Below are 25,692 nucleotides of genomic sequence, written 5' to 3'. Positions count from 1 at the left end.
GACGCCTGGCGTGCCGCGGGAGCCGGTGTGCGAGCATCGGTTTCGGCATCCGCTGCTGCGACCGACAGGTTTCCGCCGTGAACGGCAGTTGCGATCGACGCGGTCACCAGCCCGTGAGTGCGGATCCGCCGGCGCAGGAAGGCGCGCAACGTCGGCACGTCGGTCACCAGCCCGCTGGCCACAGCCTCTTCCACCCCGCCCGAGTGCACGTGGCCTCCAGTCGGCAGCCGGGAGTCGGCCAGTGTCATCAGCGTCGTCAGGTCGGTCATCAGAACAGGAAATACCTTTGCGCCATCGGCAGTTCCACCGCCGGCTGCTCTTCCCACACCTCGCCGTCGATGCGCACGGTGAAGGTGTCGGGTTCGACCTCGATCCGCGGGCAAGCGTCGTTGAGCGGCATGTCCGACTTACCCACCTTGCGCACATCGCCCACCGGTACAAGCCGGCGGTTTACCGCGAGCCGATCAGCCAACCCGTCGTCGACGGCCTGCTGGGAGACGAAGTGCACGGACGTCGCCGCGGCCGTCAACGGGGCCGCACCGAACATCGGCCGGGGCAACACCGGTTGCGGCGTGGGGATCGACGCGTTCGCGTCCCCCATCGCCGCCCATGCGATCGCGCCGCCCTTGATCACCGCGTGCGGGCGGACACCGAAGAAGGCAGGCTCCCACAACACGAGATCGGCCAGCTTGCCGACCTCCACCGAGCCGATCTCACTATCGAGCCCGTGCGTAATCGCCGGGCAGATCGTGTACTTGGCAATGTAACGCTGTGCCCGGTGGTTGTCGGCGGCACCGTCGCCGGGCAATGCGCCGCGACGGCGTTTCATCACATGCGCGGTCTGCCATGTCCGCATCACCACCTCCCCAATGCGGCCCATGGCCTGCGCGTCGCTGCCGATCATCGATATCGCGCCGAGGTCGTGAAGAAGGTCCTCGGCGGCGATCGTCGACGGGCGTATCCGGCTTTCAGCGAACGCGAGATCCTCTGGGACAGCGGGGTTGAGGTGGTGGCATACCATCAGCATGTCCAGGTGTTCGTCGAGGGTGTTGACGGTGTGCGGCCGCGTCGGGTTGGTGGAGCTGGGCAGCACATGCCCGGCCGCCGCGACGGTGATGATGTCGGGCGCGTGGCCGCCGCCGGCGCCCTCGGTGTGATAGGCGTGGATCCCACGGCCCGCGATCGCCGCCAAAGTGTCTTCCACGAAGCCCATCTCGTTGAGGGTGTCGGAATGCAGCGCCACCTGCACACCGGCCGCGTCGGCGACCGTCAGACACGCGTCGATGGCGGCGGGCGTCGAACCCCAGTCCTCATGCAGCTTGAAACCCGAAGCCCCGCCGCGCAATTGCTCCCACATGGACTCTGCGCTCACGGTATTGCCCTTGCCAAGCAGTGCGATGTTCAGGGGCCAGTCGTCCAGTGATTCGAGCATCCGGGCCAGGTGCCACGCGCCGGGCGTGACCGTCGTCGCCTTGGTGCCTTCGGCGGGCCCGGTGCCGCCGCCGATCAGCGTGGTGATGCCCCCACCGAGCGCTTCGGCCATAATCTGCGGGCAGATGAAATGCACATGGCAGTCGATCCCGCCCGCGGTGACGATGCGCCCGTTGCCTGCGATGATCTCCGTCGAGGGACCGACGACGAGCTGCGGATGCACACCCGCCATGATGTCCGGGTTCCCTGCCTTGCCGATCGCGGCGATACGACCGTCACGAATGCCGATGTCGGCCTTCATGATTCCCCAGTAATCGAGGATCACGACTCCTGTGATCACGGTGTCCGGTGCGCCGTCGGCACGTGTCGCGCGACCTTGTCCCATCGATTCGCGCAGCACCTTGCCCCCGCCGAACACGGCTTCGTCACCGGCGAGTCCCGGTCCGCCGCTGCGGTCTTCGGTGATCTCGATCAGCAAGTCGGTGTCGGCCAGCCGGATCCGGTCGCCGGTGGTCGGGCCGAACAGATCCGCGTAGCGCTCTCGCGACAGGTCTGTCATCGTCAGTCGAGCTTTCCTGGCGGGCTCAGTGTCAGCCCCGGTACCTCGCGCCCACCGCCCAGCGGCACCAGCGACACAGACATCGTGATCCCGGGTTCGAAACGCACTGCGGTTCCTGCCGGGACGTCAAGTCGGTGACCCAACGCGACAACCCGGTCGAACGACAGCGCGGCGTTCGCTTGGGGGAAATGCACATGACTTCCGACCTGAATCGGACGGTCACCGGTATTGAGGACGGTCACAATCACCCGCGGCGCGCCCTGATTGATGCTGATATCGCCGCTTCCGTAGATGATTTCGCCGGGGATCATGCCGCGTGCTAGGTGATCGGTTGGTGGACGGTGACGAGCTTGGTGCCGTCGGGAAACGTCGCCTCGACCTGGACGTCGTGGATCATCTCCCCGACCCCGTCCATTACGTCGTTGCGGCTCAGCACCTCTCGCCCGCTGGCCATCAATTCGGCCACACTGCGCCCGTCGCGGGCGCCTTCGAGCAGGTGATCGGTGATCAGCGCGACGGCTTCCGGGTGGTTCAACCGCAGGCCGCGCGCCTGTCGCCGCCGCGCAAGCTCGGCGGCGTAAGACAGAAGCAGTCGGTCCTGCTCATGCGGTGTCAAGAGCATGAAGTCGAATAATGCCACGGCGCGCAACATTCGGCAGGACTCGTGAACTCGGATTCGTCATTCGCCGCATCATTGCCGGAATCCCCACGTCACAATCTTGAAACAACCCCTTCGTACGGTCGCGCAATGCTTACCCGAAGGGACGGGCGATGACTGAGCAGATCGACAAGGACGCGAGCGCGGACGCCGAGGATCAACTCGACACGATGACGGCCACCAGGGAGACCCTGGAGGACTACACGCTGCGGTTCGCTCCTCGCAGTTACCGGAAGTGGTCGACGCGCGTGGTCGGCATCTCCGCCCTTGGCGGCATCGCCTACCTCGCCGACTTCGCAATCGGCGCGAACGTCGGCATCTCGTACGGAACGACGAACGCACTATGGGGCATCCTGATCTTCGCGATCGTGATTTTCGCTACGGGCTTTCCGGTGGCCTACTACTCGGCGCGCTACAACATCGACCTCGACTTGGTCACCCGCGGCAGCGGTTTCGGCTACTACGGGTCTGTAGTCACCAACGTCATCTTCGCGACCTTCACGTTCATCTTCTTCGCCCTCGAAGGCTCGATCATGGCGCAAGGCCTTAATCTAGGGCTGCACATACCGTTGTGGCTCGGGTACGCGGCGTCGACGCTCATCATCTTCCCGTTGGTGATCTACGGGATGAAAGTGCTTTCCACGCTGCAGGTTTGGACCACCCCGCTCTGGCTGGTCCTGATGGTCGCACCGTTTGTGTACCTCGTCATCAGCCACCCGGAGTCCGTCGGGCAGTTCTTCGCCTATCAGGGCCAGAACGGGGTCAAGGGCTTCGACATGGGCTCGACACTGCTGGCCGCCGGTGTGTGTCTGTCCCTGATCGCTCAGATCGCTGAGCAGAACGACTATCTGCGCTTCATGCCGCCACAAACCCCGGAGAACAAGCGCAGTTGGTGGACCTGGTTGATCCTCGCCGGTCCGGGCTGGGTGTTCTTCGGCGCCATCAAGCAGGTCGTCGGCCTGTTCCTCGCGGTGTATCTGATCACGAATGTGGCAGACAGCGCGGGCATCGCCAACCAGCCGGTGCACCAGTTCCTCGAGATCTACCGCAACTTCCTGCCCCCGTGGCTTGCGATGACGCTGGCCGTCGCGCTCGTCGTTATCAGCCAGATCAAGATCAACGTGACGAATGCGTACTCGGGATCGCTTGCGTGGACCAACTCGTTCACCCGGGTTACGAAGACCTACCCGGGGCGCATCGTGTTCCTCGGCGTGAACCTGCTGATCGCGCTGATCCTGATGGAAGCCAACATGTTCAGCTTCCTCAACAACATCCTCGGCTTCTACGCCAACTGCGGAATGGCGTGGGTGGTCGTGGTGGCCAGCGACATCGTATTCAACAAGTACCTGCTGAAGCTGTCGCCGAAGAAGCCGGAGTTCCGGCGCGGCATGCTCTATGCGTTCAACCCTGTGGGCTTCGGGTCGATGCTGCTCGCAGCGGGTATATCGGTGATCGCGTTCTTCGGCGGTCTCGGCCCGGCCATCCGTCCGTACTCGGCTCTGGTGGCAATCGTTCTCGGCGTGGTGCTGCCGCCGATCTTCGCCATCGCCACCAAGGGCAAGTGGTACTTGCGGCGCACCGATGACGGGATCGACCTACCGATGTACGACGAATACGGCAATCCGTCAGGCGCGCACCTCAAATGCCATGTCTGCCATCATGATTACGAGCGGCCAGACATGCTCAAATGCGCGACACACGACGCGTTCGTGTGCTCGTTGTGCCTGTCCACCGACAAGGTGGGCGACCACGTCCTTCCTGCGAAGCCGCCCGCGAAGTTCGCACCCGCACAGAGTTAGCCGGAGGCGACGACGCCGGGGGCAGACCAAGGCGCGACGGCAGTCCTGAATTCGTCTGGTACGTCATCGGTTACGTCCCACGTCGCCGAAAGCCGGCCGATGCCGACATCGATGGCGCAGTTCATCCCGAGCTCGACGAGCTCGGCTTCGGTGAAGTGCTGGCGGAGATCGTCGTAGACGGCGTCGTCGATCAGCAGGTGGTCGGTGGCGAACAGATCGGCATAGCGAAGGGCACTGCGTTCAGCGGGCGCCAGGTCCGGCGCGTCCGCGGGACGTTCCAGCGAGCAGACGGCGTCCTCGGTGAGCCCATCGTCGATCGCACTCTGGTAGCGCACCGACATACAGCTGCGGCACTGGTTGTGGAAGGCGATCCTCAACCTCACCAGCTCGAGCAGGCGCGGTGGGAGCGTGCCGGTCGAGCTCAGCGCGGCCTTCAGTGAGCCGAGCGCCCCGGCGACTTCTGGACGATGGCCGAGAATGCCGGCGACCCCGAGGTTGATCCGGTCACCCGGCCCGATGTCCTGAGGCTCGAAATCCGCAAACGCTGCCGACGGCTTGATCCTCGTCATGTCCCCTGTCCTCTCGTTATGTCAGAACGTGGGTGCGTCTTTGTGTTCGGCTCCGACGGTGAACGCCGCCCACACGGCGTCGGTGTCGCCGCGATTGATCCAGCGGTGCCGGGTGCCGTTCTGCACCACGAGATCGCCTGGGCGCAGCACGGTTTCGACGCCGTCGTCGAGTTCCAACACGACCTGCCCGGACAGGATGAGGTCGAAGTCGGTGGTGGCCGTCTTGTGCATGCCTTGCCGCTCGGGGTCGGCGAGCGGCGCGAGCGCCTCGGCCACGAACGCGTCGAACGCCTCGGTCCCATCCGCACGCAGCCGGACAATCCCGATGCGGAATCCGCCCACAGGCGGAAAAGCGAACTTCGGAGGCGGCGGGTCGGCGCCGTCGTCGGGATAGGAGGCAGGTCCGTCACTCGACCATGGCGCCCATGACGACGCGCCGGGTCCGAGTGGGATCTCCTGGACCTCCTCGTCGGCGACGATCACTGCCCGGCCCGAGGAATCGTGTCCCGTGACCACACGGCGCACTTTCACCGTGCCGACGCTACTCGTCCAAACTTGCTCCTCGCGTGCGCGGCCTTACCCTCGACGTATGGACGACGTCGCCACGCTGCTCGAGATCGAAGCGATCAAACGGCTGAAGGCCCGTTACTGCCGGTACCTGGACGCCAAGGACTGGGAGGGATGGCGCGGGCTCTTCACCGATGACTTCGTCGGCGATACGTCGGAGTCCGGCGGCAAGCGCGTCGAAGGGGCCGACGCGTTCGTCGCGTTTGTGAAGCGCAACGTCGGCACGCAACCGACGGTGCACCAGGTGCACGCGCCGGAGATCGAGATCACCTCGCCCACCACCGCGCTCGGCGTCTGGGCGCTCAACGACGTCGTGCGGCTCGCACCGGGACTGAACCTCAACGCCTACGGCCACTACCACGAGGGTTACGAGAAGGCCGACGGCCAGTGGCGGATCAAGACCTCGAAGCTGACCCGGCTGCGGGAAGATATCTTCAATCCGCTTTTCTCACTTCGCATTTCAGATCGAATGAGAAACGCCGCCGCGAGGTTGGCTCGGCGTTGACTAAGGCGCCTGGCTCTCGGCGACCTTCGTGATCCTGTTTGCGAACAGCGTGACCGCGCCTCGCAAGATCCCCAACATCACTCTCCCTGTGCCGGGAACCTTCTCGGTAAAAGAGCCGGTCCATGTCAGGTCGGTGCCGCCGTCGGCGGTCGGGGTGAACGTTGCCTCGGCGCGGTAATCCTTCACCGGCGTTCGACCAACCAGCGTGTAGACGTGACGGGTGTCCGGCTCGTATTCGAGCGTCTCTTCGCGGACGAGGACGGGCCACGCGCCGATCTCACGGATGGCTCCGACCCCGGCCGGCTCTGGGCTGCCCTCTCGCGCCCACCGGGACTGCATGACGAGCGGTTTGGCCCACGTCGACCAACTCGCGCCGTCAGTCTCGAGGCGGAACAGAATCGATGGTGGCGCGCTGCTGGTGCGTTTGACCTCGAACGAGAACGTCTTCCCTGCCATGCGGTGACCCTACCGGACTGGCTCGACGGCACGGCAGCGCTGGCCTAACGTTCTAGCAGCGTGCCGAGATCGAGGAGATTCCCGTGGCGATCCTTGTTTCCGTGAACGTCGGAATGCCCAAAGACGTTCCTTGGCAAGGCAAGACGGTGCACACAGGAGTTTGGAAGGAGCCGATTGACGGCCCAGTTATGGTGCGCCGGCTCAACATCGACGGGGACGGCCAGGGCGATCTCGCCGGACACGGCGGCGAACAACGCGCCGTCATGGTCTATCAGACCGAGTCATACGACTACTGGAGCGCCGAGTTGGGCCGTGCCGATTTAGTGCCTGGCAATTTCGGCGAGAACTTCACCATCAGCGGTATGAGTGATGAAGAAGTGTGCGTCGGCGATCGCTACCGCATCGGCGAGGCCGAGTTCGAGGTAACCCAGCCCCGGGTCACCTGCTTTCGCGTCGGAATGCGCCTGGGCGAACCTGAAATGCCCAAACTGCTTGTCGCCCATCATCGTCCGGGCTTCTACTTTCGCGTCATCGCCGAGGGCCGTGTCCAAGCCGGCGACGAGATCGTGCGCACTCATCGCGGCCGCCTCGCGGTGAGCATCGCCGAGGTGGACGCGATGCTGTACCTGCCGAATCGGCACATGGACCGGATCGCCATGGCCGTCGACGTGCCCGCGCTGAGCCCCGGCTGGCAACAGTCTTTCCGGGACATGCTTGCGGCGGAACATGACTCTGCGCGACCCGTGACCACGCCGGGATGGCCCGGGTTCCGCCCACTGCGAGTCCGCGCGACTCGGCGGGAGACAGCCGACGTGCTGTCGATCGAGTTCGAGCCCGCCGACGGACCCGCCTTGGCTACGCCGCTTGCTGGGCAGTACATCACTCTCAAGATCCCGGGGGCCGGCGATCCTGCTCCGCTGCGAAGCTATTCGCTGTCAGGCGACAGTTCGACGGCGTACTACCGCATCAGCGTCAAGCGCGAAAAGCACGGACTGGTGAGCCAGTGGCTTCATGCCAACATCCGCGCCGGCTCCATCGTGCAAGCCGCGGCTCCCCGGGGAGACTTCTACCTCACCGATGACACCGACCCGATAGTCCTGCTGTCGGCGGGCATCGGCGCCACGCCGGTGCTGGCGATGTTGCACGCCCTGGCATCGGCGCGCAGCCAGCGGACGATCTGGTGGGTACACACCACCCGCAGCCGCGAGACGCATGCCTTCGCCACCGAGACCGCGGACCTCATTGCTTCGCTTGCCAATGCCCGCGAGAACGTCTTCTACACCGCGGGCCAGATTGCCGATGGCGGCGCGATCCGCGGGCGCCTTGATCGCGACTCCATCGCTGCGCTTGGCCTACCCGCCGATGCCGAGGTGTTCCTCTGCGGGCCAGAGCATTTCATGAGCGCAATGCGCACGGCGTTGACCGCCGCCGGAATTGCCGACAGCCGCATCCACACCGAGTTGTTCGGTGCCCTGGCTGCGATCAACCCCGGCGTGGTGCAGACCACGCAACCTCCGCGTCCGCACGTCCCCGCCGGAAACGTCGGCACAGGCCCGCTGATCACGTTTTCCCGCAGCGGGATCAGCACGAACTGGTCCTCCGCGTACGGCAGCATCCTCGAACTCGCGGAAGCCTGCGACGTACCCACCCGTTTCGCGTGCCGCAGCGGGGTCTGCCACACGTGCGTCACCGGAATCGTCTCGGGCTCAGCCACTTACACGCAGCCACCGCTGGAAGAACCGCCAGCGACCGAAATCCTCATCTGCTGCGCGGCCCCGGCTAGCGACCTCGTCCTCGATCTGTGAGATACCCGTCGACGAGCTCGCGGACCAGCCGCGGGTAGCGGTCACGGTCCGGGCGGAAGATGTCGTGGGGCGAGTCGTCGAACACGACAAGCACCGCGGCCGGGAACAGCTGCCGATAGCGCGCCCAGTCAGCATCGCTGACGATGCCGCTGTTGCGGCCGCGCACAGCGAGCAGGGGAGGCTGAAGCTGCGCAAGCGGCTCCCAGAACGATCGCGTCCGCGCGGCGCTGAATGTTGCGAGGGCCGCCGGCTCGTTGAGACGCTCGTGGACGGGAGTCCCGCGCCAGCGGCCGTCGAGCAGAAAGCGCGCGGCACCCTCGGGAAGTACTTTCTCCTCCGGCACGTAGTCGCCGATCGATATCGACCGGACGCGGTCCGGGTGCTCAAGCGCCCACGCGATCGCGTACGACGTTCCGCGCGAGAACGTCACGATGTGAACCGGTCCGTCGGTCACGTCGTCGACGACCGCGTCGACGTCGCCGCTCAGCGCGGCGAGGTCGTACCCCTCGGAGGGCGCGCTGCTTTGTCCGTGGCCCCTCAACTCGGCGACGACTGTCCGGCGACCGAAGAACGGCATGACTTCTGCGTAGTCGTCCGCGATGCAGGTCATGCCGGGCACGAAGACGATCGGGGCGCCGAGATCGGGGCCACCGGAATCGAGGTAGTGCAGTCGAGCGTCGCCGCTTTCGACGTAGCGCGACGTGATCAGTTGGGCCAGCCCGGCAACAGACCATGCTCCCGGCAGACATCTTGTGACTCGATCGAGCGCCCGTTGTGCTGCGCGGCCTCGGGATCGGTGACGAGCCACGCCACCACCGCGCCGACCACATCCGGCGGGGCGCCCGAAGCGTCGAATCCGAATGCGCCCATGTCCTGGATCATCCGTTCGGTCACGATGAAACCCGGCTGCACGTTGTAGGCGAAGATGCCGCGGTCGCCGAGCTCGAGCGCGAGGATGCCCGCGATGCGATGCAACGCCGCCTTACTCATTCCATAGCCGAGTCCCCACCCGCCCGCACCGGCGGGCTTGGCCGGGTCGTGGATGCCCGCGCCCGACGAGATGTTCACGATCCGCCCCGAACCTCGCTCCAGCATCGGAGGCAGGAACTTCTTGATCAGCGTGAGAGGCGCCATCACGTTCGCCTCGAGGTGGAGGTCCAGTAGTTCGAGCGGCGTTTCGAGAAACCGGTCCATGTGCCCCGGCCCGATGTATCGCCCGTTGTTGACCAACACATCGACCGCGCCCCACTCGGAAAGGATGTGGTCGGCCGCAGCGGCGACCGACGAGCGGTCAGTGAGGTCGGCGGAAACGGTGAGCGACTTCGCGCCGGCTTGCTCAACCGCCTCCGCCGTGGCAGCCAGTGAGCCAGGCAACGGGCTGGTATCCGACTGGTGCACGGTCGAAGAGTGCTCGCGCTGCTCGCCCTCCTGGACAGTCCGCGCGGTGAGGGCGACGTCGAAGCCGGCTCGCGCGAGGTGCACCGCGATGGCCTTGCCGATCCCGCGACTTGCTCCGGTGACGAGGGCGGTGGGCACGCCGACCACGCTAGACAGCTCAGCCGAATGGCAACAACTCTTCGGCCCCGCCTCCCCCAATTGGAGGAGGGCGAAATCATCCATCGAAACGCATTTTTGACGGGAGTTACACACCCTGTCCGGAATCAGAAGATGAATGCAGCAATGCCGCTTCACTCACCCGACCAGGAGGAATCATGACCATCACCACTGCCGACACCCTTTCGAACTCGAACGCCGAGCAGCGCCCCCGTCTGACCGCGCGGATGATCGCGATCGTGATGGCGGACCGGTTCGACAAGCAACTTGCCACCGGAGCCACGCCCAAGCCGGGCAGTGCCATGGCGGCACACGCGCAGCGCGTGGGCTCGCCGTCTGAGCGGCTGCAACTCGCCGACTCGCTGTGCGCCATTGCCAACGGTCCGCGCACCATCGCCCAGATCCACCGGGTTCCGGTTCACCCGGCACGTGTCGAGAGTGCCCTCGACCTGATCGACGAGATCGTCGGCTGCTTACTTCTGCCGACTTCCGTGGGCGTGGCTGGTGTTGCGCGGTTGCGCATGCTACTGGGTGATGCGGCCGGCCCGTTCTACTCGCACGGCAGTGGCGATCTGCGTAGCGAGCTGCGTGCAGTGCTCGCGGCGATGTGACCGCACTATGTCGCCGGTTGCCGGCGACCGCGATAACCGAGGCGCTAACCGCCTCGGTTAATCGGGCGTATCGACCCCTTATGACACCTTCACGTTAAGTTGCCGTTCTCCTGTTGCTAACTCGCTCACAAAGGGAGATCTTGATTAGCAGCACGTTTTTGATCCGGCGGATCGAGGTGAGTCGCATGGCGCTGAAGGACCTGTCGGCGAAGGTGCCGCTGATTGGCATGACCATGGTGTTCCTCGCGATGGGAATCGTGGCCGTCACCGCATACCTTCGCGTCGGGTGGTACTCGATCGTCGGCTACGGGATCGCCGCGGTGATCGCGGTCCTCGGTTTTGTCTTCACGTTCCGTGACCTTTCAGATCCGCCTGAACCGCGGACGGGCCCACCCGGTGGTCAGGAGTAGACGATGACGAGCGCGCCTGAAAAGTACGACAACTCGGCCTTGACGGCCGAGGACGAGGGCTATCACAAGGGTCTCAAACCCCGCCAACTGCAGATGATCGCGATCGGCGGAGCAATCGGTACCGGGTTGTTCCTCGGCGCGGGCGGGCGACTGCACACCGGCGGACCAGGTCTGTTCCTGGTGTACGGGTTCTGCGGGGTGTTCGTCTTCCTGATCCTTCGTGCGCTGGGTGAACTCGTCCTGCATCGGCCGTCGTCGGGATCCTTCGTGTCGTACGCACGCGAATTCCTCGGCGAGAAAGCAGCTTTCGTCGCCGGATGGATGTATTTCCTGAACTGGGCAATGACCTCGATCGTCGACTCGACGGCGATCGCCACCTACTTTCACTTCTGGACGCCGTTCCACGTCATTCCGCAGTGGTTGATCGCGCTGGTGGCCTTGGCCGTCGTGTTGGGGATGAACCTCATCTCGGTGAAGGTGTTCGGCGAACTGGAGTTCTGGGCCGCGCTCATCAAAGTCGTTGCGCTGGTGACGTTCCTGGTGGCCGGGACGATCTTCCTTGCGGGCCGCTACAAGGTGCAGGGTGAATCCACGGGATTCGGCCTTGTCAGTAATAACGGCGGGTGGTTCCCGACGGGCATATTGCCGTTGGTCATCGTGACGTCGGGCGTTGTATTCGCCTATGCAGCAGTCGAACTCGTAGGAACCGCCGCCGGCGAAACTGCTCACCCCGAAAAGATCATGCCGCGGGCGATCAACTCCGTCATCGCCCGGATCGCGCTCTTCTACGTCGGTTCGGTGTTTCTGCTTGGCCTGCTGCTCCCCTACACCGCGTACAAAAGCAGCGAGAGTCCGTTCGTGACGTTCTTCTCAAAGATCGGGATCTCCGGCGCAGGCACGATCATGAACGTCGTCGTGCTCACTGCGGCGTTCTCCAGCCTCAACGCCGGCCTGTACTCGACCGGCAGGATCCTGCGGTCGATGGCGATGAACGGCAGCGCACCGAAGTTCACGTCACGGATGTCGAGTCGGGGCGTCCCCTATGGGGGTATCTGCCTGACCGCCCTCATCGGACTTTTCGGTGTTCTCCTCAACCTAGTGGTGCCTGAGAAGGCGTTCGAGATCGTGCTCAACATGGCCGCCCTGGGGATTATCGCGTCCTGGGGCACGATCGTGATCTGCCAGATCCAGCTGTACCGCTGGTCAAAGAAGGGCATCCTCGCGCGGCCGTCCTTCCAGCTGTGGGGCTCTCCTTACACCGGCTACCTCACGATGGTGTTCCTTGTCGGAGTGCTCGTGTTGATGGCAATGGATCCGCCGATCGGCACCTGGACGGTCGCCACGCTCCTGTTGATCATTCCGGCGCTCATCGCCGGGTGGTTCGCGGTTCGCCGACGTGTGCTGGCGGTCGCTCGGGAGCGCATCGGCTACACGGGCGAGTTCCCGGTGATCGCCGAACGGCCGGAGCCGCCGGACAAGAAGGGGTGAGCGAGAACGTAACCTGACGGATGTGGCTGACCTGCATCCCGGCATCGCTGTTCTCGCGCCCTTGCTGGGCACCTGGACGGGTCAGGGCGCCGGCGAGTACCCCACGATCGCACCGTTCGGCTATCTCGAAGAAGTCACGTTCAGTCATGTCGGTAAGCCGTTTCTTGTCTACGGCCAGCGCACCAGGGCCGCCGACGACGGCAGGCCATTGCATGCGGAGACGGGGTACGTGCGGGCTCCCACACCTGGCCGTATCGAATGGGTGCTCGCCCACCCGACCGGAATCACCGAGATCCAGGAGGGCTCGCTGGCCATCGACGGGAGCGTGATCGACATGGAGCTGTCGGCCACGTCGATCGGCCTCACGGCGTCGGCGAAAGACGTGACGGCGCTTGGCCGTTCGATCCACGTCGACGGCGACGAGCTCCGCTACACGCTGCGTCTGGGCGCCGTCGGTCAACCGTTGCAGCATCACTTGGCGGCAACCCTGCATCGGCAGCCGGCGTGACCACCGACGGCAGGATCCGCGTTCCCGCTGACCTCGAAGCCGTGACATCCGTTGGGGAAGAGGATCATTCGGAGATCGGCCAAGCCGCAGTCGAGCACATTTGGCAGGCTGCACGGCACTGGTATGAGGCCGGCATGCACCCCGCGATCCAGGTCTGCCTGCGCCACAACGGCCGGGTGGTGCTCGACCGCGCGATCGGGCACGGCTGGGGAAACGGGCCCAACGATCAGGCCGAAGCTGAGAAGGTCCCCGTCACCACTCACACGCCGTTCTGCGTGTACTCGGCGGCCAAGACGATGTCGACGACCGTCGTCCACATGCTCGTCGAACGCGGAGTCATCAGCCTCGATGACCGTGTGTGCGACTACCTTCCGACGTACACCAGCCACGGCAAGCACCGCACGACCATCCGCCACGTCATGACGCACAGCGCGGGCGTTCCGATCTACACCGGTCCCAAAGTCGATCTCAAACGCATGGACGACAGCGAGTACACGCGCGAGATGCTCGGGAATCTCAAGCCTCTGCACCGCCCGGGTTTGGTGCACATCTACCACGGCCTGACGTGGGGGCCGCTGGTCCGCGAGATCGTGTCAGCCGCCACCGGCAAGAGCATCCGCGACATCCTCGCCACCGAGATCCTGGACCCGCTCAATTTTCGCTGGACCAATTACGGTGTGGTGCCGCAGGATGTTCCGCTGGTCGCGCCCAGCTACGCCACCGGCAAGGACCAGACCGGGCCAGCCGCTGCGATCTTCAGGTTGGCGGTCGGTGGGTCGATGCAGCGGATCATCCCGTTCAGCAACAGCGAGCGATACCTGACAAGTGTGCTGCCCTCGTCCAACACGGTCTCGACCGCATACGAATTGTCTCGATTCGCCGAACTCCTCAGGCGCGGCGGCGAACTCGACGGGGTGCGGGTGATCCGTCCTGAGACATTGCGGTTTGCGGCGACCGAGTGCAGGCGGTTGCGACCCGACGTGGCGGTGGGTCTTGCGCCGCTGCGCTGGGGTATGGGATTCATGCTCGGCTCCAAGCGGTTCGGTCCGTTCGGCCGCGATGCCCCGGCGGCGTTCGGCAACACGGGACTGACCAACATCGCGGTGTGGGCCGACCCGGAGCGCCGCCTCGCCGCAGGAGTGGTGAGCAGTGGCAAGCCTGGTCCACATCGCGAGGCCAACCGCTACACCGCGCTGCTGGATCGCATCACCTCAGAGATCCCGCGCAGCTAGCCAGCGCGCTGAACGTCGATTACCCGTCGAAATTTTGCGGAATTTTCGACGGGTAATCGACGTTCGCCGGGCGCGGTCAGTCGTAGTGCGGCAGCCACATCGTGTCGAGTACTGCCTGCACGGCGCTGTCGTGCGTCTTCGTAGCCACCCCGTCAGCGACTGCCGCACGGTACACGTCCTCGGCAACCGCCGCGGAGACCGCGCGTAGGTTCGCGATGTCAGGAAGCAGCGTGGCGCCCCGCCCTGTCGGGTTTGCCTGCGCCGCAACGGATTTAGCGGCTGCATCGAGCATGTTCTTCGTGACGCGCGTGGCGCCGGCCACGATCACGCCCAGTCCGATGCCCGGAAACACCAGCGCGTTGTTGGCTTGCCCGATCGTGTAGGTGACGCCGTCGAGCTGCACAGGAGCGACGGGACTACCGGTGGCCACGAGCGCCTTGCCCTTCGACCACGCCAAGATGTCGGCGGGCATCGCTTCCATTCGTGAGGTCGGGTTGGACAGCGGGAAGATCAGCGGGCGCTCAGTCGATTCCGCCATTGCCTCGACGACCTGACGAGTGAACGCACCATAGACCGTTGAGCTTCCCAGCAGGATCGTCGGCGCGGCCATCTTGACGACGTCGAGCAGACCGACCTGCTCGCCCCCACTGACACCGAGCTGCGCGCGATTCTTCGCGTACGGCACTTGAAATTCGCGCAGCTCGTCCATGTCGTCGAAGAGCAACCCTTGCCGATCGACCGGCCAGATCTGAGCGTATGCCTGATCCATGCTCGCCCCGTCGGCAACCATCGCGTCGCGCAGCTGATCGGCGATGCCGAGACCCGCAGTGCCCGCGCCGAATACGACAATTTTCAGGTCTCGCATCCGGGTGCCCGTCACCCTCAGTCCGCCGTAAACCGCCGCCAGCACCACCGCGCCGGTGCCCTGCACGTCGTCGTTGAACACGCAGTAGTCCTGGGAGTAATTCGTCAGGATCATGCGCGCATTCTTGGGTCCGAAGTCCTCGAAATGCAGCAGCGCGTGGGGGAACAACCGGGCTGCGGTCTGGATGTAGGCGCGCACGAAGTCGTCGTACTCAGGGCCGCGGCGGCGGGCGTGGCGGTTGCCCAGATAGAACGGATCCTGAAGCAGCTGTTCGTTGTCCGTGCCGACATCGAGCGACACGGCGATGGTCCGGCACGGGTGGATGCCTCCCCCTGCGGTGTAGAGCGCCAGCTTGCCGACCGCGATCTCGATGCCGCCGACGCCCCAGTCCCCGATACCGAGGATCGCTTCGGCATCGGTGCACACGATGAGGTCGACGTCGTCGGGTCCGAGGCCGAAAGTCTTGAACGATTCCTCGATGTCCTCCGGGCGGTCGATCGACAGGTAGAGACCACGCTGCCCGCGGTATTCGTCGGAGAACCTCTGGATCGCCTCGCCGACGGTCGGCGTGTACACCACCGGAAGGAGTTCGTTCAGATGCTCCGACAGCACCTTGAAATACAGCACCTCGTGGCGGTAGTGCAGCTGCTCGAGTAGCAGATAGCGGCCCAAATTCGTTGACATCGCCTGCAATTGGTGCCACACCCGGTCGGCTTGCACGTCCAGCGGAACCACCGCCGACGGCAACCGGCCCGTCAGCCCCAGCTGCCTGCGTTCCTCGTGGGTGAACCCCACCCCGCGATTCGTGCTTGCGGTAGTGAGCGCGACAGGAACACCTGGCTTGCATTCGTCGGCCATGCTGCCAAGGCTAGGCCAGGAAGCGGCTCACATACGGTGAAAACCGCTCGCGCAGGTCGTCCTCGTCGAACCCGAACATCTCGCACGACACCGCCACCCGGCCAAGACGGCCACGCTCGTGGCCAGCCAGGTAGTCGGCGATGGACTGCCGTGCGTCGTCGGTCAGCGGCTCACTGGCCAACGCGTAAACCTGCTCGACGGTGCCCATTTCATCGGCCATGAAGTCGCCGAAACGGATGTCGATCGAGCGGTCGGCGGGAATGACGTGCCGATCCCGCATGAGCGCGGTGAGCATGAAGTCGAGCCGGTTCACCCACTCGGCCGCGATCTCCCGCACGGGCACCGGCGAGCGATGCATGCGCGCGCTGTAGGTCAGCATCGCGATCATCGACAGCGTCACGGGCACCGGATCGCGGTGCGTGCACACCACCACGACGCCAGGGAAGACGGCGTCGAGCACCGGCAGCTGCTCGAGGTGCTGCGGCGACTTCAGTACCCAGCGCCTGCCGCCGCGCAGGAACTGCATCGCGCGCAGCTGGGTGGCGACGTACTCATAGCTCGACGTCTGGTCGTGCGCCATGTAGTACTCCCGCCACCGTGGCACGTGTCCTAGGGTCTCCATCAGCATCGAGCTGAAATCGTTTGCCAGCAGCTGGATTTCCTCGTGCACGTGGTCGGTCGTCATCTCGTGCATCAGCGGGAAGTACGGCATGACCATGTGCATGAAGTCGACCGCCATGTCCATCCGGACCCGCCGTGGATCCGGCTCGACGCCGGCCTCTGCCGGCAACGGGAACGGCTCGAAGCTCTCCCAGTACGGCAGCGTCCGGAATGTTGAAGCCGCACCGAGCACGTTGTGCAAGTGCGTGGTCCCCGTCCGGGGCAGGCCGGCGATGACGATGGGCGGCTCCAACTCGATGTCGTTGATCTCGGGGTGGCGTGTCAGCAGATCGGCCAGCAGCAGGCGGTTCTTCAGCCACTGCGACATCTGCGAGAAGAAGTTGACGATGCCCGGCCCGTGCATCCCATCGATCTCGTGAAGCGCCGCGAGGTAGACGTCGAGACGCTCTCGGTAGTCGTCGGGCCCGAAATCGTCGAGGCCGGTGTCGGCCTTCGCTCTGGCATGCAGCACGTCGGCGTCGAGCGGACAGTCCGCCGCCAGCGCGCCCATCATCTCGCGCAGCGGCTCCACCTCTGGGTTGAAGTGCGGCTCGGCGAGGTCGTCGAGCTGGACGGGAGCTGTGGCAGCGTCGGTCATGGCGAGTTATGTTACTTTGAGTTTCGTAATGATGACAGAGATTGGCCGACCTCGTGACCCGCGGATCGATGATGCGGTTCTTCGCGCGACGGTCGACCTGATCGGCACCACAGCTTTCGCCGATCTCTCCGTCGACGCGATCGCCCGCAAGGCGGGTACGAGCAAGCCGGCGATCTACCGGCGCTGGCCGAGCAAGGCGCATCTCGTGCATGAGGCCGTCTTTCCGATCGACGAGGCGGCTGAACTTCCGGACACTGGATCGCTCGACGGCGACGTGCGCGAGATGGTTCGCCGCACGGTGGACGTCCTGACCACGCCGGCTGCGATGGCCGCGCTACCGGGCCTGGTCGGTGAGATGGCGGCCGACCTGACATTGCACGCCGCGCTGCTCGAGCGATTCGGCGGCATTCTGTCGCGCGGTCTGACGGATCGCCTGCGCGACGCCGCGGCGCGCGGCGAGGTCAGGCCGGAGGTGACCGCGGCGGACATGACGGAAGCCGTCGCCGGCATCACGTTCCTCGCGCTTCTCACCCGCGGCGCGACGCTCGACGATGCCTGGATCGACCGCACCACCATGTTGATCACGAGAGGAATCTGCCCATGAGCGCAACAGAACCCTTGTCCTCCTCGCGTCCGGGCCACGAGTCCACCGCCGCGTGGCACGAGCTGCTCGACACGCTCGACGGCCTCGACCGATCCTTCCTGGAAGGCGACCGCGCCGTCGTCGACGATCGCCATATCGCCGACGGATACCGCACGCTCGCAATAACATTGGGCGTCGCATTCGACACGTACCTGTTCGCAGAGCCGAGCCGGCCGATCTTCGTCGAATTGAACACACCGTTCAACCGCAGCAGACGGTGGGGCGGCGACAACACCGACGCCTACTACTTCATGTGTCCGATCGATCCCGCGCGGCGCTACCGCATCAGCGGCAACAGGAGCGACAGCGTCTACTTCTCGGTGACCGCGTACAACGAACCGTCGCCCGGTGCGTGGTCTGACAAGATCGTGGCCATCCTGCGTGACGACGACATCGATATCGACCACGACGGGAACTTCTCCTTCGAGCTCGGGCCGCTGCCTGACGCCGTCGTGCTCGTGACTCGCGACTACCAGGCCGATCCGTTGACCGGACGGCCGATCACCTGGCACATCGAGGCGCTCGACGACCCCGACCCGATACGGCACGGGGACGCCGAGACCGCCGCGGCCCTGCGCGCGAGCACCGCGTGGCTGCGCACGATGTTCGCGATCGTGCCGCTGACCGTTGGGGTCCGGGTTGAGGATGCACACACGCTCGGTCACGAAATCTCGCAGACTGCAAACCAATTCGCCGATCCGTATCAGGTGCCCGATGCCAACTTCGGCTGGTCGGCGCGCGACGCGTGCTATGCCTACGGCAGCTTCGTGCTCGCGGACGACGAGGCGCTCGTCATCACCCATCAGCCACCGAAGTGCCGGTTCTGGAACCTTGTGGTGTGGAACCAGTTCATGGCGACCGTCAACGTCACCGATGCGCGCACTTCGGTCAACGGCCACAGCGCGGTGCTGAACGCGGACGGCTCGGTGACGGTCGTGATCTCCAAGGGGATGACCGAACATCCGAATGCCGTTACCACGCTTGACTATCCGTGCGGAAACCTCGCCTTCAGATGGTTCCTCGCCGACGAGGTTCCCGCCCGCCCGGACGTGCAGCTCGTCAAGCTGTCCGACGCCCCGACAACCGTCACCTGACCTCGCGCCGAAATCGCGATGGGGCCTAGAGTGCGATAGCGATGGCCGAGGAGATGCGCGAGGACCACGCGGAGCTGTTGCGCCGTCGCGCGCTGACGGAGGACGCGGCCCGGCCGGACGCGGTCGCACGCCGTCATGCCGCCGGGGGGCGCACCGCGCGGGAGAACATCGAGGATCTGGTCGACCCTGGATCTTTCGTCGAGTACGGGAGATTCACGATCGCGGCCCAACGACACCGCCGCGACGTCGACGAGCTCATCGCGCGGACGCCCGCTGACGGATTGGTGGCGGGCACGGCACGCGTCAACAGCGACGTGTTCGGCGCTGAGCGCAGCGCGTGCGCCGTGCTCTCCTACGACTACACCGTGCTCGCCGGCACCCAAGGCAGCCTCGGTCACCGCAAGAAGGACAGGCTCTTCGAACTGATCGAGCGGATGGAGCTGCCGACCGTGTTCTTCGCCGAGGGCGGCGGAGGCCGGCCGGGCGACACCGACTACCCCACCGTCTCGGCGCTGGACACCCGCGCGTTCGCGTTGTGGGCTTCTCTGTCGGGCCTCGTCCCACGGATCGCGATCGTCAAGGGCCGCTGCTTCGCGGGCAACGCGGTGATCGCGGGTTGCGCCGACCTGATCGTCGCCACTGAAGACGCCTCGATTGGAATGGGCGGCCCGGCGATGATCGCAGGAGGCGGGCTCGGCGACGTCGCACCCGACGACGTCGGACCGATATCGGTACAAGCACCGAACGGCGTCGTCGACGTGGTGGTCCCCGACGAGGCACAGGCCGTCGCGGTGACCAAACGCCTCCTGGGCTACTTCCAGGGCACCTCCCCGCCGGGCCCGGTAGCCGACCAAACACATTTGCGCACCTTGGTTCCCGAGCGGGCGAGGCGTGCCTACGACGTCACCCCGATCATTCGCACGCTGGCCGACGAGGATTCGGTCACCTTCCTGCGGGAGCGCTTCGCCCGGGAGATGGTGACCGCTCTGGGCCGGATCGACGGCCGCGCAGTCGGTTTCATCGCCAACAACACGCGCGTGATGGCCGGAGCAATCACGGCGCCCGCGTCGGACAAGGCCGCGCGATTCCTGCAACTATGCGACGTGTTCGGGCTTCCGGTGGTGTCACTGATCGACTGCCCCGGTTACATGGTCGGTCCCGAGGCAGAAGCCGAAGCCCTCGTGCGCCGCGGCTCGCGCCTGCTTGTGGCCGGTGCCGCGCTGACTGTGCCATTGGCCGCTGTGGTGTTGCGCCGCGGCTACGGGCTTGGCGCGCAGGCGATGTCGGGCGGCAGCCTGCACGAGCCGTTGTTGACGGTCGCATGGCCCGGCGCACACCTCGGGCCGATGGGTCTTGAGGGCGCGGTACGGCTCGGCATGCGCAAGGAGCTTCAGGCCATAGCCGACGAGCACGCGCGCGAAGAGCGGGTGCGACAGGCCACAGCGGCCGCCCAAGACAACGCCAAAGCGCTCAACGCGGCGTTGCTGTTCGAGATCGACGACGTGATCGACCCCGCCGACACGCGCGCGTTGATCGCCGCCACGTTCGCCGCCGCTGCGCCAGCACGCCGTAAGCGTCGCCGCCGGTTCGTCGACACCTGGTAGCCCCAACAGAAGGTGTTTTGCGATCAGCATTGCGTCGGGGCGGCCCGACACGAAGGATTGTGCAATGGACATGAAATTCGAAATTGCCGTCCTGCCGGTGTCCGATGTCGACCGGGCCAAGGAGTTCTACACGCGGCTGGGCTGGCGGTTGGACGCCGACGTCGCCGGAGACGACGGCTTCCGGGTGATCCAGGTGAATCCACCGGGATCGGCGTGCTCGGTGATCTTCGGCAGCGGAATCACCGACGCCGCACCGGGTTCCGCTCAGGATCACTATCTGATCGTGAGCGACATCGAGGCCGCCAGGGAGGAGCTCATCGGCAACGGCGTGGAGGTGAGCGAGATCTTCCACGACGCAGGCGGGGTGTTCCATCACGCAGGAAACACTGCTCGCGTGCCGGGCCTTGCTCCGGGACGGCAGAGCTACGGCTCGTTCGTGTCGTTCAGCGATCCGGATGGCAACGGCTGGTTTCTGCAGGAGATCACCGAACGGCTGCCTGGCCGGGTGGATTAGAGTTCGCGAACTCCCGTGAACAGCAACACAACTCCGATCGCGGCCAGGATGACCGCAGTCAGCGCGGCCTGCTGACGTTCCATCCACTCCTTGAGTCGGTCAAGTTGTGTGTCGAGACGTTTGGCCGCTACCGCGTGCGCCAGAACAGGAATCGCGGCCGTCGACCCCGCCAGCAGAGTGTAGAGCGCCACCGCCAGCCAGGTACCCAGCGTGCCGAGTTGCGCAGCGCTGATCGCTAAGCCCGCTGCCGCGCACACCACGATGAACTTGACGTTGATCAATGTCAGGACGAAGCCGATGACGGCCGCGTTGCCGGGCCGCAGGTCGTGCAGGCGGTTCAGCCACGACGGCGAGCCGGTCACCTTTCGGCGCGTCACCCAGCGCCAGACTGCGGCGGCAATCAACAAGGCGCCGATGATGATTCGCGCCCAGTGCGACCAGCGTGGTGTCTGGTTGAAGTCGCCGAAGAAGCGCGGCACCTCGACAAAAAGCACCGTCATGGCACCCAGCCCCAGCAGCCAGCCGACGAGGAACGCGAGGCCCGTCGCTCGCGGGCGCGCGGAGTGCACGACGAGCAGCACAGCGGGCAGTATCGAAAACGGTGACAGCGCGACGACGAGCGCCAGCGGAATGAGGTTGGCGAGAGCCGTTACCCAGTTACCGGACACCCTGCGCCTCGGGCCCCTCCCGCACACCGCGATAGATGCCCCACCGCACAATCCACCGCATCAGAATGGACTCGAAAGACCATGCGGGAAAACGGAATGCGAGCCCGTTCGGGGCAAACACCTCGAGGCCTTCTCGTTGGATGCCGATCACCGAGCCCCACCGTCGCTTGGGTGCGCGGTATGACCGCAGGGGCTTACCGTTGAGTTCTGCCAGGACGTTGCGGGCGACGACGGAGTCTCCGCCGTTGCGCGCCGAGCTTCGCAGTGGGTCGGTGGCTGCGACGTCACCCACCGCGAACACACCGGGTTGGCCGGGCACCCGCAGGTCGCGCGTCACCTGTACGAAGCCGTGGTCGTCGAGCAGCTCCTTCGGCAGCCAGCCGGTGTTGGGCCGGACCTGCCCGACCGTCCATATCACGGCGTCGGCGCTTGCTGGCGGCTGGCCGGTGCTCCATTCGACTGGCCCACTGGTGATTTGGTCGCCCGTGAAGTGCTCGGGCAGAACCGCTCGGTGCCCGGGGTGCAGCACTACGCCCGCCTCATCCATGCGCCGTTTTACCCGGGCCCAGGTCCGGTCGTGGTGGTGAACCAATGCGCGCTCGCCCGGGAAGTAGAGATCCACTCGCGTGCCCGGCCAGGTTCTCGCGATGTTGGCTGCGCTGCTCACCGCTGCGGCACCGCCACCGACCACGATCACCGACGTGGCTGCGGCGAGGCGGTCGTGCGCGGCGCGGATGTCGGCGTCGACCTCGTCGGCCGATTGGAACGTGGGCCGGCGCCAGAAGCCGTTGGACACGCCGGTTGAGATCACGAGCGCGTCGTATTTCTCGTGCGAGGTCGACCCGTCGTCGCGCTGGATCGCGACAGTGCGGTCGGCCAGGTCGACGCCGGTGAGCGTGCCGTGCACAGTGCGAACGCGATCGAGCCCGCGGTACCTGTCGAACGAGATCCAGTTATGCCGCGCCCAATGCTCAGGGCGGCTGATCCGCCAGCCGAGTTCCTGACCGCTGACCAGGCCCGGCTTGACCGAAATGCCGACGACGTCGGCGCGCCGGGCAAGCCGGATCGCGGTGAGCAGGCCGGTGTCGCCGAGGCCCGCGATGACAATGCGCGGCTTCATGCCGGCTCTTTGCGTGGTGGCCACAAAACGAAGCGTGACACCGACCAACTCCACAGCCCGCGATCCATCACCTGCCCCGACCCGCCCTCTCGCACGAATCTGTGTAACTGGGTGTCAGCGGCGAATGCCAGCGCCACCGCCGCCAGTCCGATGACAAAGGCTACCCACGTGAGCAACCGGATGCCCGTTCCGGGCCGCGTCTGCCGACGCGAGGCCAGGACCCCACGTCATCAGACCGGCTACGAGTGCGGCAGGCGCGATCAGCAGTGCTTTGCCTGTGGACACGTCACATGCCCTTCCTGATCGGGCGCTCCCCGCTGCGCGATGAGACCTCAATCTACCGACTCTCCGCGAGACTGAAACCTCTGCGACGACACGCCGACACGGATCGCAGAATCTTCAGATTCGCGACATGTAACCGTGTGCGACGGTCTACTTGCTGTCGACGAGAACCCCGCTCGATTCGCTAGTCGAACCGAACAGGCGGCTCGCCATCGGCGCGAAGCACAGCGCAATCGTGGTCCACAGGATCAGCTGCGCACCAACGGAATACAACCGGAAGAAGTATAGATCGTCGGCTGGGAAACCCGGATAGACGAGCTTGCCCGACGGGTCGGTCAGCGGCTGCGGCGTCTCTGTCGTCTGCATGCCGTATTCGTCGACGTTCGTCGACAGATGCCCAAGCGAAGGCAGGAGCACCATGACGATGCCGATCGCCACGATGAACGCACCGGCGGCCAGCAACGTGGCCGTCCAGTTGCCGAACCGCGCCGACAACTTCTTGCCAAGCCACACGGCCCCGAGCAGGAAGACCAGCGAACACACCACCATCGTCAGGTACAACGCGGTGCGGTCCTTGATGGTCTCCTCATGGCCGACCGCCGGCGGGTTGGCCGGGTATTTCAGGAACGGCACGAGGTACATGCCGAGGAACAGGCCCCCGGCCACCAGCAGCGCGAGGTTGCGCGGTGACACGTTGCCCACGCGACCCACGGCCACGCAGTACACCACCGCGAAAATCAAGCCCATCGCGATGCCGAAAAACACGATGCCGAACCCGATGCCGACGTTGGACTGCACTGCGCGGGTGAACAACTCGGGGCCCATGTCCATGTCCGGGTGCCCTGCCGCGGCGTCGATGGCCACCTGGGCCTCGTCGCGTCCGCTCTCGTAGTCGATCGCCCGCTGAATCACCGGCTCGGCGAAGATCCGGGCGAACGCGAACGCCAACACTCCGCCCAGCAGACCTACCAGCAGGCCGCGGACGATGATCCGCTTCTCCATGTCAGTGGCACGGGAAGCCGAGGAAGTGGCGCGCGTCGTGCACGAACTCATGCACGTGGGTGTCGTTGCCGAAAATCGACGTGGCGCCCTGGTCGCAACCGATGAAGTAGTACAGGACAAGCGCCAGCAGCAGCGAGGCGCCGAGCCAAAACGCCGCCGGGACAGTGAGGCTCAGCGGGCGTGCCGCTGAGCCTTCCACATGAGTAGTCATTCCCAGATCTCCTCTCAGGGGTTGCGCGCCCCAGCTTTTCAGGTCAGCGTTGCGGCGCAGTATCTGACTCGCACGCCCAAACTTGGGCGTGCTCACAGTGGCGCGACCGTCCTGGATTCACACCAGATTCCTGCGTCCCACACGCTCCCATGACGATAGGGACACCAAACCCGCAGGTCAACTCACCGCTGTGAGGAGCTAGCGTCGTGGCGATGACGGTGCACGCATCGGTGGCCGACACGACGGCGCTGAGCCGACGGTTCTGCCGCGTCGTGCTGCAGGTCCCGGATCTGGCCGCACTGCAGCTGCCCGCAGCCGCGGATGCCGCAGTCGGCATCTACTTCTCCGAGTCGGCTACGCCGACGGGCCGCACCTACACCGTTCGCGCAGTTGACTCAGCCGAATGCCTCGTTACGGTCGACGTCCTCCTGCACGGCGACGCGATCGGCACCGACTGGGCCCAACGGACTCGCCCCGGCGAGGAGGTGACGCTGGCGTACCCGAACTCGTGGTACCTACCGCCGGAGGGGACCGAGTCGCAGCTGCTCGTCGCCGACCTCGCGGGCTTCCCGGCGCTGGCGCGCATCATCGAGGGCTTGCCGCCCGAGGCCGATGCCGTCGCGATCGTCGAGGTTCTCGACGCAGACGACCTCGACTACCTGCCGCGCCCGCCGGCGGTCGAGATCGTTTCCTCCGTCGGGACTGGTAACGGCGTGGCCGACAGCGCCCTGCCCAGACTGGTCATGATGCAACAGCCAGGCCACGGCTACTGCTGGTTCGCGGGCGAGGCCCATGAAGCGCGGGCGATCCGCAAGTACCTTCGGAACGAATTGCGTTGGGAGATAGATCAGCTCGATGTCATGGGCTACTGGCGGCGCGATTCCGCCGACTGGGACCGCCGCTACGCGAGTGTAGGGGCCACACTTTTCGCGGGCTACCAGACCGCAATCGCGCAAGGTGTGGCCGAGAAGCTGGCCGCCGAGCAATTCGACGAAGCACTCGAAGGCTTCGGCCTGTAATCAGGTGGCCGCAGCGATCAGCGCCGCGCGCCAGCGTCTCCTGCGCCATCTTGACGTGCGCGGCGTCGACCAGCACGCCGTTCACGCCCACCGCACCGCGACCCTTGGCCTCCGCCTCGCGGTAGGCAGCGACATTGCGCTCTGCGATTGCGATTTCGTCGGCGGTAGGCGCATACACCTCGTTGGCGACGGGCACCTGGGCCGGGTGGATCGCCCACTTGCCCGTGTAGCCGAGCAGGGCGGAGCGTCGGGCGTCGCGCTCGTAGCCGACACCGTCGCGCTGGTTACCCCAGCCGCGGATCGGGTCGCCCCCTCGCGGGTCCTCGACCTTGATCACGTCGGCGCCGAACTCGGCCAGGTATGTCGCGGTCAGGGGCGCGGCAGCCAGGGTCGCGAGATCAA

General features: G+C 65.5%; 29 protein-coding genes, 2 pseudogenes and 1 riboswitch. Of the genes and pseudogenes, 13 read left to right on the top strand and 18 right to left on the bottom strand.

Features of this window, described 5'->3' with window-relative positions:
• The 4 genes from QOH60_RS20220 to QOH60_RS20205 form a co-directional block, all read right to left on the bottom strand.
• On the bottom strand, nucleotides 1-269 hold a 269-nt coding region (locus QOH60_RS20220), incomplete at its 3' end, for an urease accessory UreF family protein (RefSeq protein WP_526423648.1).
• Nucleotides 269-1,990, bottom strand: a complete 1,722-nt coding sequence (locus QOH60_RS20215; RefSeq protein ID WP_526423647.1) for an urease subunit alpha — start codon at nucleotides 1,988-1,990, stop codon at nucleotides 269-271. The genes QOH60_RS20220 and QOH60_RS20215, both read right to left, overlap by 1 nt.
• A 2-nt stretch (nucleotides 1,991-1,992) precedes the next feature.
• Nucleotides 1,993-2,301, bottom strand: coding sequence for an urease subunit beta (locus QOH60_RS20210; RefSeq protein ID WP_526423646.1), 309 nt, complete (start codon nucleotides 2,299-2,301; stop codon nucleotides 1,993-1,995).
• 8 nt (nucleotides 2,302-2,309) lie between these two features.
• Nucleotides 2,310-2,612, bottom strand: a complete 303-nt coding sequence (locus tag QOH60_RS20205; RefSeq protein ID WP_526423652.1) for an urease subunit gamma — start codon at nucleotides 2,610-2,612, stop codon at nucleotides 2,310-2,312.
• Between the two features lie 149 nt (nucleotides 2,613-2,761).
• Here QOH60_RS20205 and QOH60_RS20200 point away from each other — a divergent pair, with 149 nt between their 5' ends.
• Nucleotides 2,762-4,447, top strand: a complete 1,686-nt coding sequence (locus tag QOH60_RS20200) for a purine-cytosine permease family protein (RefSeq protein WP_526423645.1) — start codon at nucleotides 2,762-2,764, stop codon at nucleotides 4,445-4,447.
• Here the strand turns inward: QOH60_RS20200 and QOH60_RS20195 are convergent.
• Nucleotides 4,444-5,016 carry a carboxymuconolactone decarboxylase family protein gene (locus tag QOH60_RS20195; RefSeq protein ID WP_526423644.1) on the bottom strand — a complete coding sequence of 191 codons (573 nt, stop codon included), beginning with the start codon at nucleotides 5,014-5,016 and terminating at the stop codon, nucleotides 4,444-4,446. The two genes, QOH60_RS20200 and QOH60_RS20195, sit on opposite strands and share 4 nt — an antisense overlap.
• Before the next feature lie 21 nt (nucleotides 5,017-5,037).
• Nucleotides 5,038-5,547: a cupin domain-containing protein gene (locus QOH60_RS20190; protein WP_526423643.1), complete on the bottom strand. Its 510-nt coding sequence runs from the start codon at nucleotides 5,545-5,547 to the stop codon at nucleotides 5,038-5,040.
• 58 nt (nucleotides 5,548-5,605) lie between these two features.
• On the opposite strand from QOH60_RS20190, the gene QOH60_RS20185 reads away from it, so the two are divergent.
• Entirely contained in the window at nucleotides 5,606-6,088 is a 483-nt protein-coding gene (locus tag QOH60_RS20185) for a nuclear transport factor 2 family protein (RefSeq protein ID WP_526423642.1), read from the top strand.
• Here the strand turns inward: QOH60_RS20185 and QOH60_RS20180 are convergent, their stop codons facing one another.
• Nucleotides 6,089-6,544 carry an SRPBCC family protein gene (locus QOH60_RS20180; protein WP_526423641.1) on the bottom strand — a complete coding sequence of 152 codons (456 nt, stop codon included), beginning with the start codon at nucleotides 6,542-6,544 and terminating at the stop codon, nucleotides 6,089-6,091.
• Between the two features lie 113 nt (nucleotides 6,545-6,657).
• On the opposite strand from QOH60_RS20180, the gene QOH60_RS20175 reads away from it, so the two are divergent.
• Nucleotides 6,658-8,349: an MOSC domain-containing protein gene (locus QOH60_RS20175; protein ID WP_526423651.1), complete on the top strand. Its 1,692-nt coding sequence runs from the start codon at nucleotides 6,658-6,660 to the stop codon at nucleotides 8,347-8,349.
• Here the strand turns inward: QOH60_RS20175 and QOH60_RS20170 are convergent.
• Together QOH60_RS20170 and QOH60_RS20165 are read right to left on the bottom strand one after the other, a co-directional pair.
• Nucleotides 8,324-9,058 (bottom strand): alpha/beta fold hydrolase, encoded by a 735-nt coding sequence (locus QOH60_RS20170; protein WP_526423650.1) that lies wholly within the window; start codon nucleotides 9,056-9,058, stop codon nucleotides 8,324-8,326. The two genes, QOH60_RS20175 and QOH60_RS20170, sit on opposite strands and share 26 nt — an antisense overlap.
• The gene (locus QOH60_RS20165; protein WP_526423640.1) at nucleotides 9,055-9,885 is read right to left on the bottom strand and encodes an SDR family NAD(P)-dependent oxidoreductase; all 831 of its coding nucleotides are present in this window, start codon (nucleotides 9,883-9,885) and stop codon (nucleotides 9,055-9,057) included. Before QOH60_RS20165 ends, QOH60_RS20170 begins: the two co-directional genes overlap by 4 nt.
• A 176-nt stretch (nucleotides 9,886-10,061) precedes the next feature.
• Between QOH60_RS20165 and QOH60_RS20160 the strand changes: the two genes are divergently transcribed.
• The 5 genes from QOH60_RS20160 (at nucleotide 10,062) to lipE (ending at nucleotide 14,152) form a co-directional block, all read left to right on the top strand.
• Entirely contained in the window at nucleotides 10,062-10,514 is a 453-nt protein-coding gene (locus QOH60_RS20160) for a hypothetical protein (RefSeq protein ID WP_526423639.1), read from the top strand.
• Nucleotides 10,515-10,699: 185 nt separating this feature from the next.
• Nucleotides 10,700-10,924 carry a hypothetical protein gene (locus QOH60_RS20155; RefSeq protein ID WP_526423638.1) on the top strand — a complete coding sequence of 75 codons (225 nt, stop codon included), beginning with the start codon at nucleotides 10,700-10,702 and terminating at the stop codon, nucleotides 10,922-10,924.
• 3 nt (nucleotides 10,925-10,927) lie between these two features.
• Nucleotides 10,928-12,412 (top strand): amino acid permease, encoded by a 1,485-nt coding sequence (locus QOH60_RS20150; RefSeq protein ID WP_526423637.1) that lies wholly within the window; start codon nucleotides 10,928-10,930, stop codon nucleotides 12,410-12,412.
• Between the two features lie 22 nt (nucleotides 12,413-12,434).
• Nucleotides 12,435-12,920 carry a peroxynitrite isomerase gene (locus tag QOH60_RS20145; protein WP_526423636.1) on the top strand — a complete coding sequence of 162 codons (486 nt, stop codon included), beginning with the start codon at nucleotides 12,435-12,437 and terminating at the stop codon, nucleotides 12,918-12,920.
• A complete protein-coding gene (lipE, locus tag QOH60_RS20140) occupies nucleotides 12,917-14,152 on the top strand; it encodes a lipase LipE (RefSeq protein WP_526423635.1) in 1,236 nt (411 codons plus the stop codon). Before QOH60_RS20145 ends, lipE begins: the two co-directional genes overlap by 4 nt.
• Before the next feature lie 76 nt (nucleotides 14,153-14,228).
• Here lipE and maeA read toward each other — a convergent pair whose 3' ends face one another.
• Nucleotides 14,229-15,875 (bottom strand): oxaloacetate-decarboxylating malate dehydrogenase, encoded by a 1,647-nt coding sequence (gene maeA, locus QOH60_RS20135; protein WP_526423634.1) that lies wholly within the window; start codon nucleotides 15,873-15,875, stop codon nucleotides 14,229-14,231.
• A 10-nt stretch (nucleotides 15,876-15,885) separates the two neighbouring features.
• Nucleotides 15,886-17,133 carry a sulfotransferase gene (locus tag QOH60_RS20130; RefSeq protein ID WP_526423633.1) on the bottom strand — a complete coding sequence of 416 codons (1,248 nt, stop codon included), beginning with the start codon at nucleotides 17,131-17,133 and terminating at the stop codon, nucleotides 15,886-15,888.
• A gap of 28 nt (nucleotides 17,134-17,161) precedes the next feature.
• Here QOH60_RS20130 and QOH60_RS20125 point away from each other — a divergent pair, with 28 nt between their 5' ends.
• The 4 genes from QOH60_RS20125 (at nucleotide 17,162) to QOH60_RS20110 (ending at nucleotide 20,988) form a co-directional block, all read left to right on the top strand.
• Nucleotides 17,162-17,737, top strand: coding sequence for a TetR/AcrR family transcriptional regulator (locus QOH60_RS20125; RefSeq protein ID WP_526423632.1), 576 nt, complete (start codon nucleotides 17,162-17,164; stop codon nucleotides 17,735-17,737).
• Complete coding sequence (locus QOH60_RS20120) at nucleotides 17,734-18,870, top strand: DUF1214 domain-containing protein (protein ID WP_526423631.1); 1,137 nt, start codon at nucleotides 17,734-17,736, stop codon at nucleotides 18,868-18,870. Before QOH60_RS20125 ends, QOH60_RS20120 begins: the two co-directional genes overlap by 4 nt.
• Before the next feature lie 41 nt (nucleotides 18,871-18,911).
• Nucleotides 18,912-20,474: an acyl-CoA carboxylase subunit beta gene (locus QOH60_RS20115; protein WP_526423630.1), complete on the top strand. Its 1,563-nt coding sequence runs from the start codon at nucleotides 18,912-18,914 to the stop codon at nucleotides 20,472-20,474.
• Nucleotides 20,475-20,538: 64 nt separating this feature from the next.
• Complete coding sequence (locus QOH60_RS20110) at nucleotides 20,539-20,988, top strand: VOC family protein (RefSeq protein ID WP_526423629.1); 450 nt, start codon at nucleotides 20,539-20,541, stop codon at nucleotides 20,986-20,988.
• On the opposite strand, the gene QOH60_RS20105 is transcribed toward QOH60_RS20110, so the two are convergent.
• The 5 genes from QOH60_RS20105 to QOH60_RS20085 all read right to left on the bottom strand — a co-directional run bounded on the left by QOH60_RS20105 (nucleotide 20,985) and on the right by QOH60_RS20085 (nucleotide 24,271).
• Entirely contained in the window at nucleotides 20,985-21,656 is a 672-nt protein-coding gene (locus QOH60_RS20105; RefSeq protein WP_526423628.1) for a GAP family protein, read from the bottom strand. The genes QOH60_RS20110 and QOH60_RS20105 overlap by 4 nt on opposite strands.
• Complete coding sequence (locus tag QOH60_RS20100) at nucleotides 21,646-22,776, bottom strand: FAD-dependent oxidoreductase (RefSeq protein ID WP_526423627.1); 1,131 nt, start codon at nucleotides 22,774-22,776, stop codon at nucleotides 21,646-21,648. Before QOH60_RS20100 ends, QOH60_RS20105 begins: the two co-directional genes overlap by 11 nt.
• Entirely contained in the window at nucleotides 22,773-22,994 is a 222-nt protein-coding gene (locus tag QOH60_RS20095) for a DUF1295 domain-containing protein (RefSeq protein WP_526423649.1), read from the bottom strand. The genes QOH60_RS20100 and QOH60_RS20095 overlap by 4 nt, the downstream gene beginning before the upstream one ends.
• A 214-nt stretch (nucleotides 22,995-23,208) precedes the next feature.
• On the bottom strand, nucleotides 23,209-24,060 hold the full coding sequence (locus tag QOH60_RS20090; RefSeq protein WP_526423626.1) for a CbtA family protein: 852 nt from the start codon (nucleotides 24,058-24,060) through the stop codon (nucleotides 23,209-23,211).
• A 1-nt stretch (nucleotide 24,061) separates the two neighbouring features.
• On the bottom strand, nucleotides 24,062-24,271 hold the full coding sequence (locus QOH60_RS20085) for a CbtB domain-containing protein (RefSeq protein ID WP_526423625.1): 210 nt from the start codon (nucleotides 24,269-24,271) through the stop codon (nucleotides 24,062-24,064).
• Between the two features lie 36 nt (nucleotides 24,272-24,307).
• Nucleotides 24,308-24,455, bottom strand: a riboswitch (cobalamin riboswitch).
• 28 nt (nucleotides 24,456-24,483) lie between these two features.
• Here QOH60_RS20085 and QOH60_RS20080 point away from each other — a divergent pair.
• Nucleotides 24,484-25,290 carry a siderophore-interacting protein gene (locus tag QOH60_RS20080; RefSeq protein ID WP_526423624.1) on the top strand — a complete coding sequence of 269 codons (807 nt, stop codon included), beginning with the start codon at nucleotides 24,484-24,486 and terminating at the stop codon, nucleotides 25,288-25,290.
• 19 nt (nucleotides 25,291-25,309) lie between these two features.
• Here the strand turns inward: QOH60_RS20080 and QOH60_RS20075 are convergent.
• A pseudogene (locus QOH60_RS20075) lies at nucleotides 25,310-25,570 on the bottom strand (HpcH/HpaI aldolase/citrate lyase family protein); the annotation flags it as partial.
• Nucleotides 25,556-25,692: pseudogene (locus QOH60_RS20070) on the bottom strand (CoA transferase); the annotation flags it as partial. The pseudogenes QOH60_RS20075 and QOH60_RS20070, both read right to left, overlap by 15 nt.

The sequence above is a fragment of the Mycobacterium sp. genome (assembly GCF_032159765.1).
In the GTDB taxonomy this organism is placed as follows: Bacteria; Actinomycetota; Actinomycetes; order Mycobacteriales; family Mycobacteriaceae; genus Mycobacterium.
Note: the sequence above shows the minus strand (reverse complement) of the source record. Positions and strands in the feature narration are given on the sequence as shown.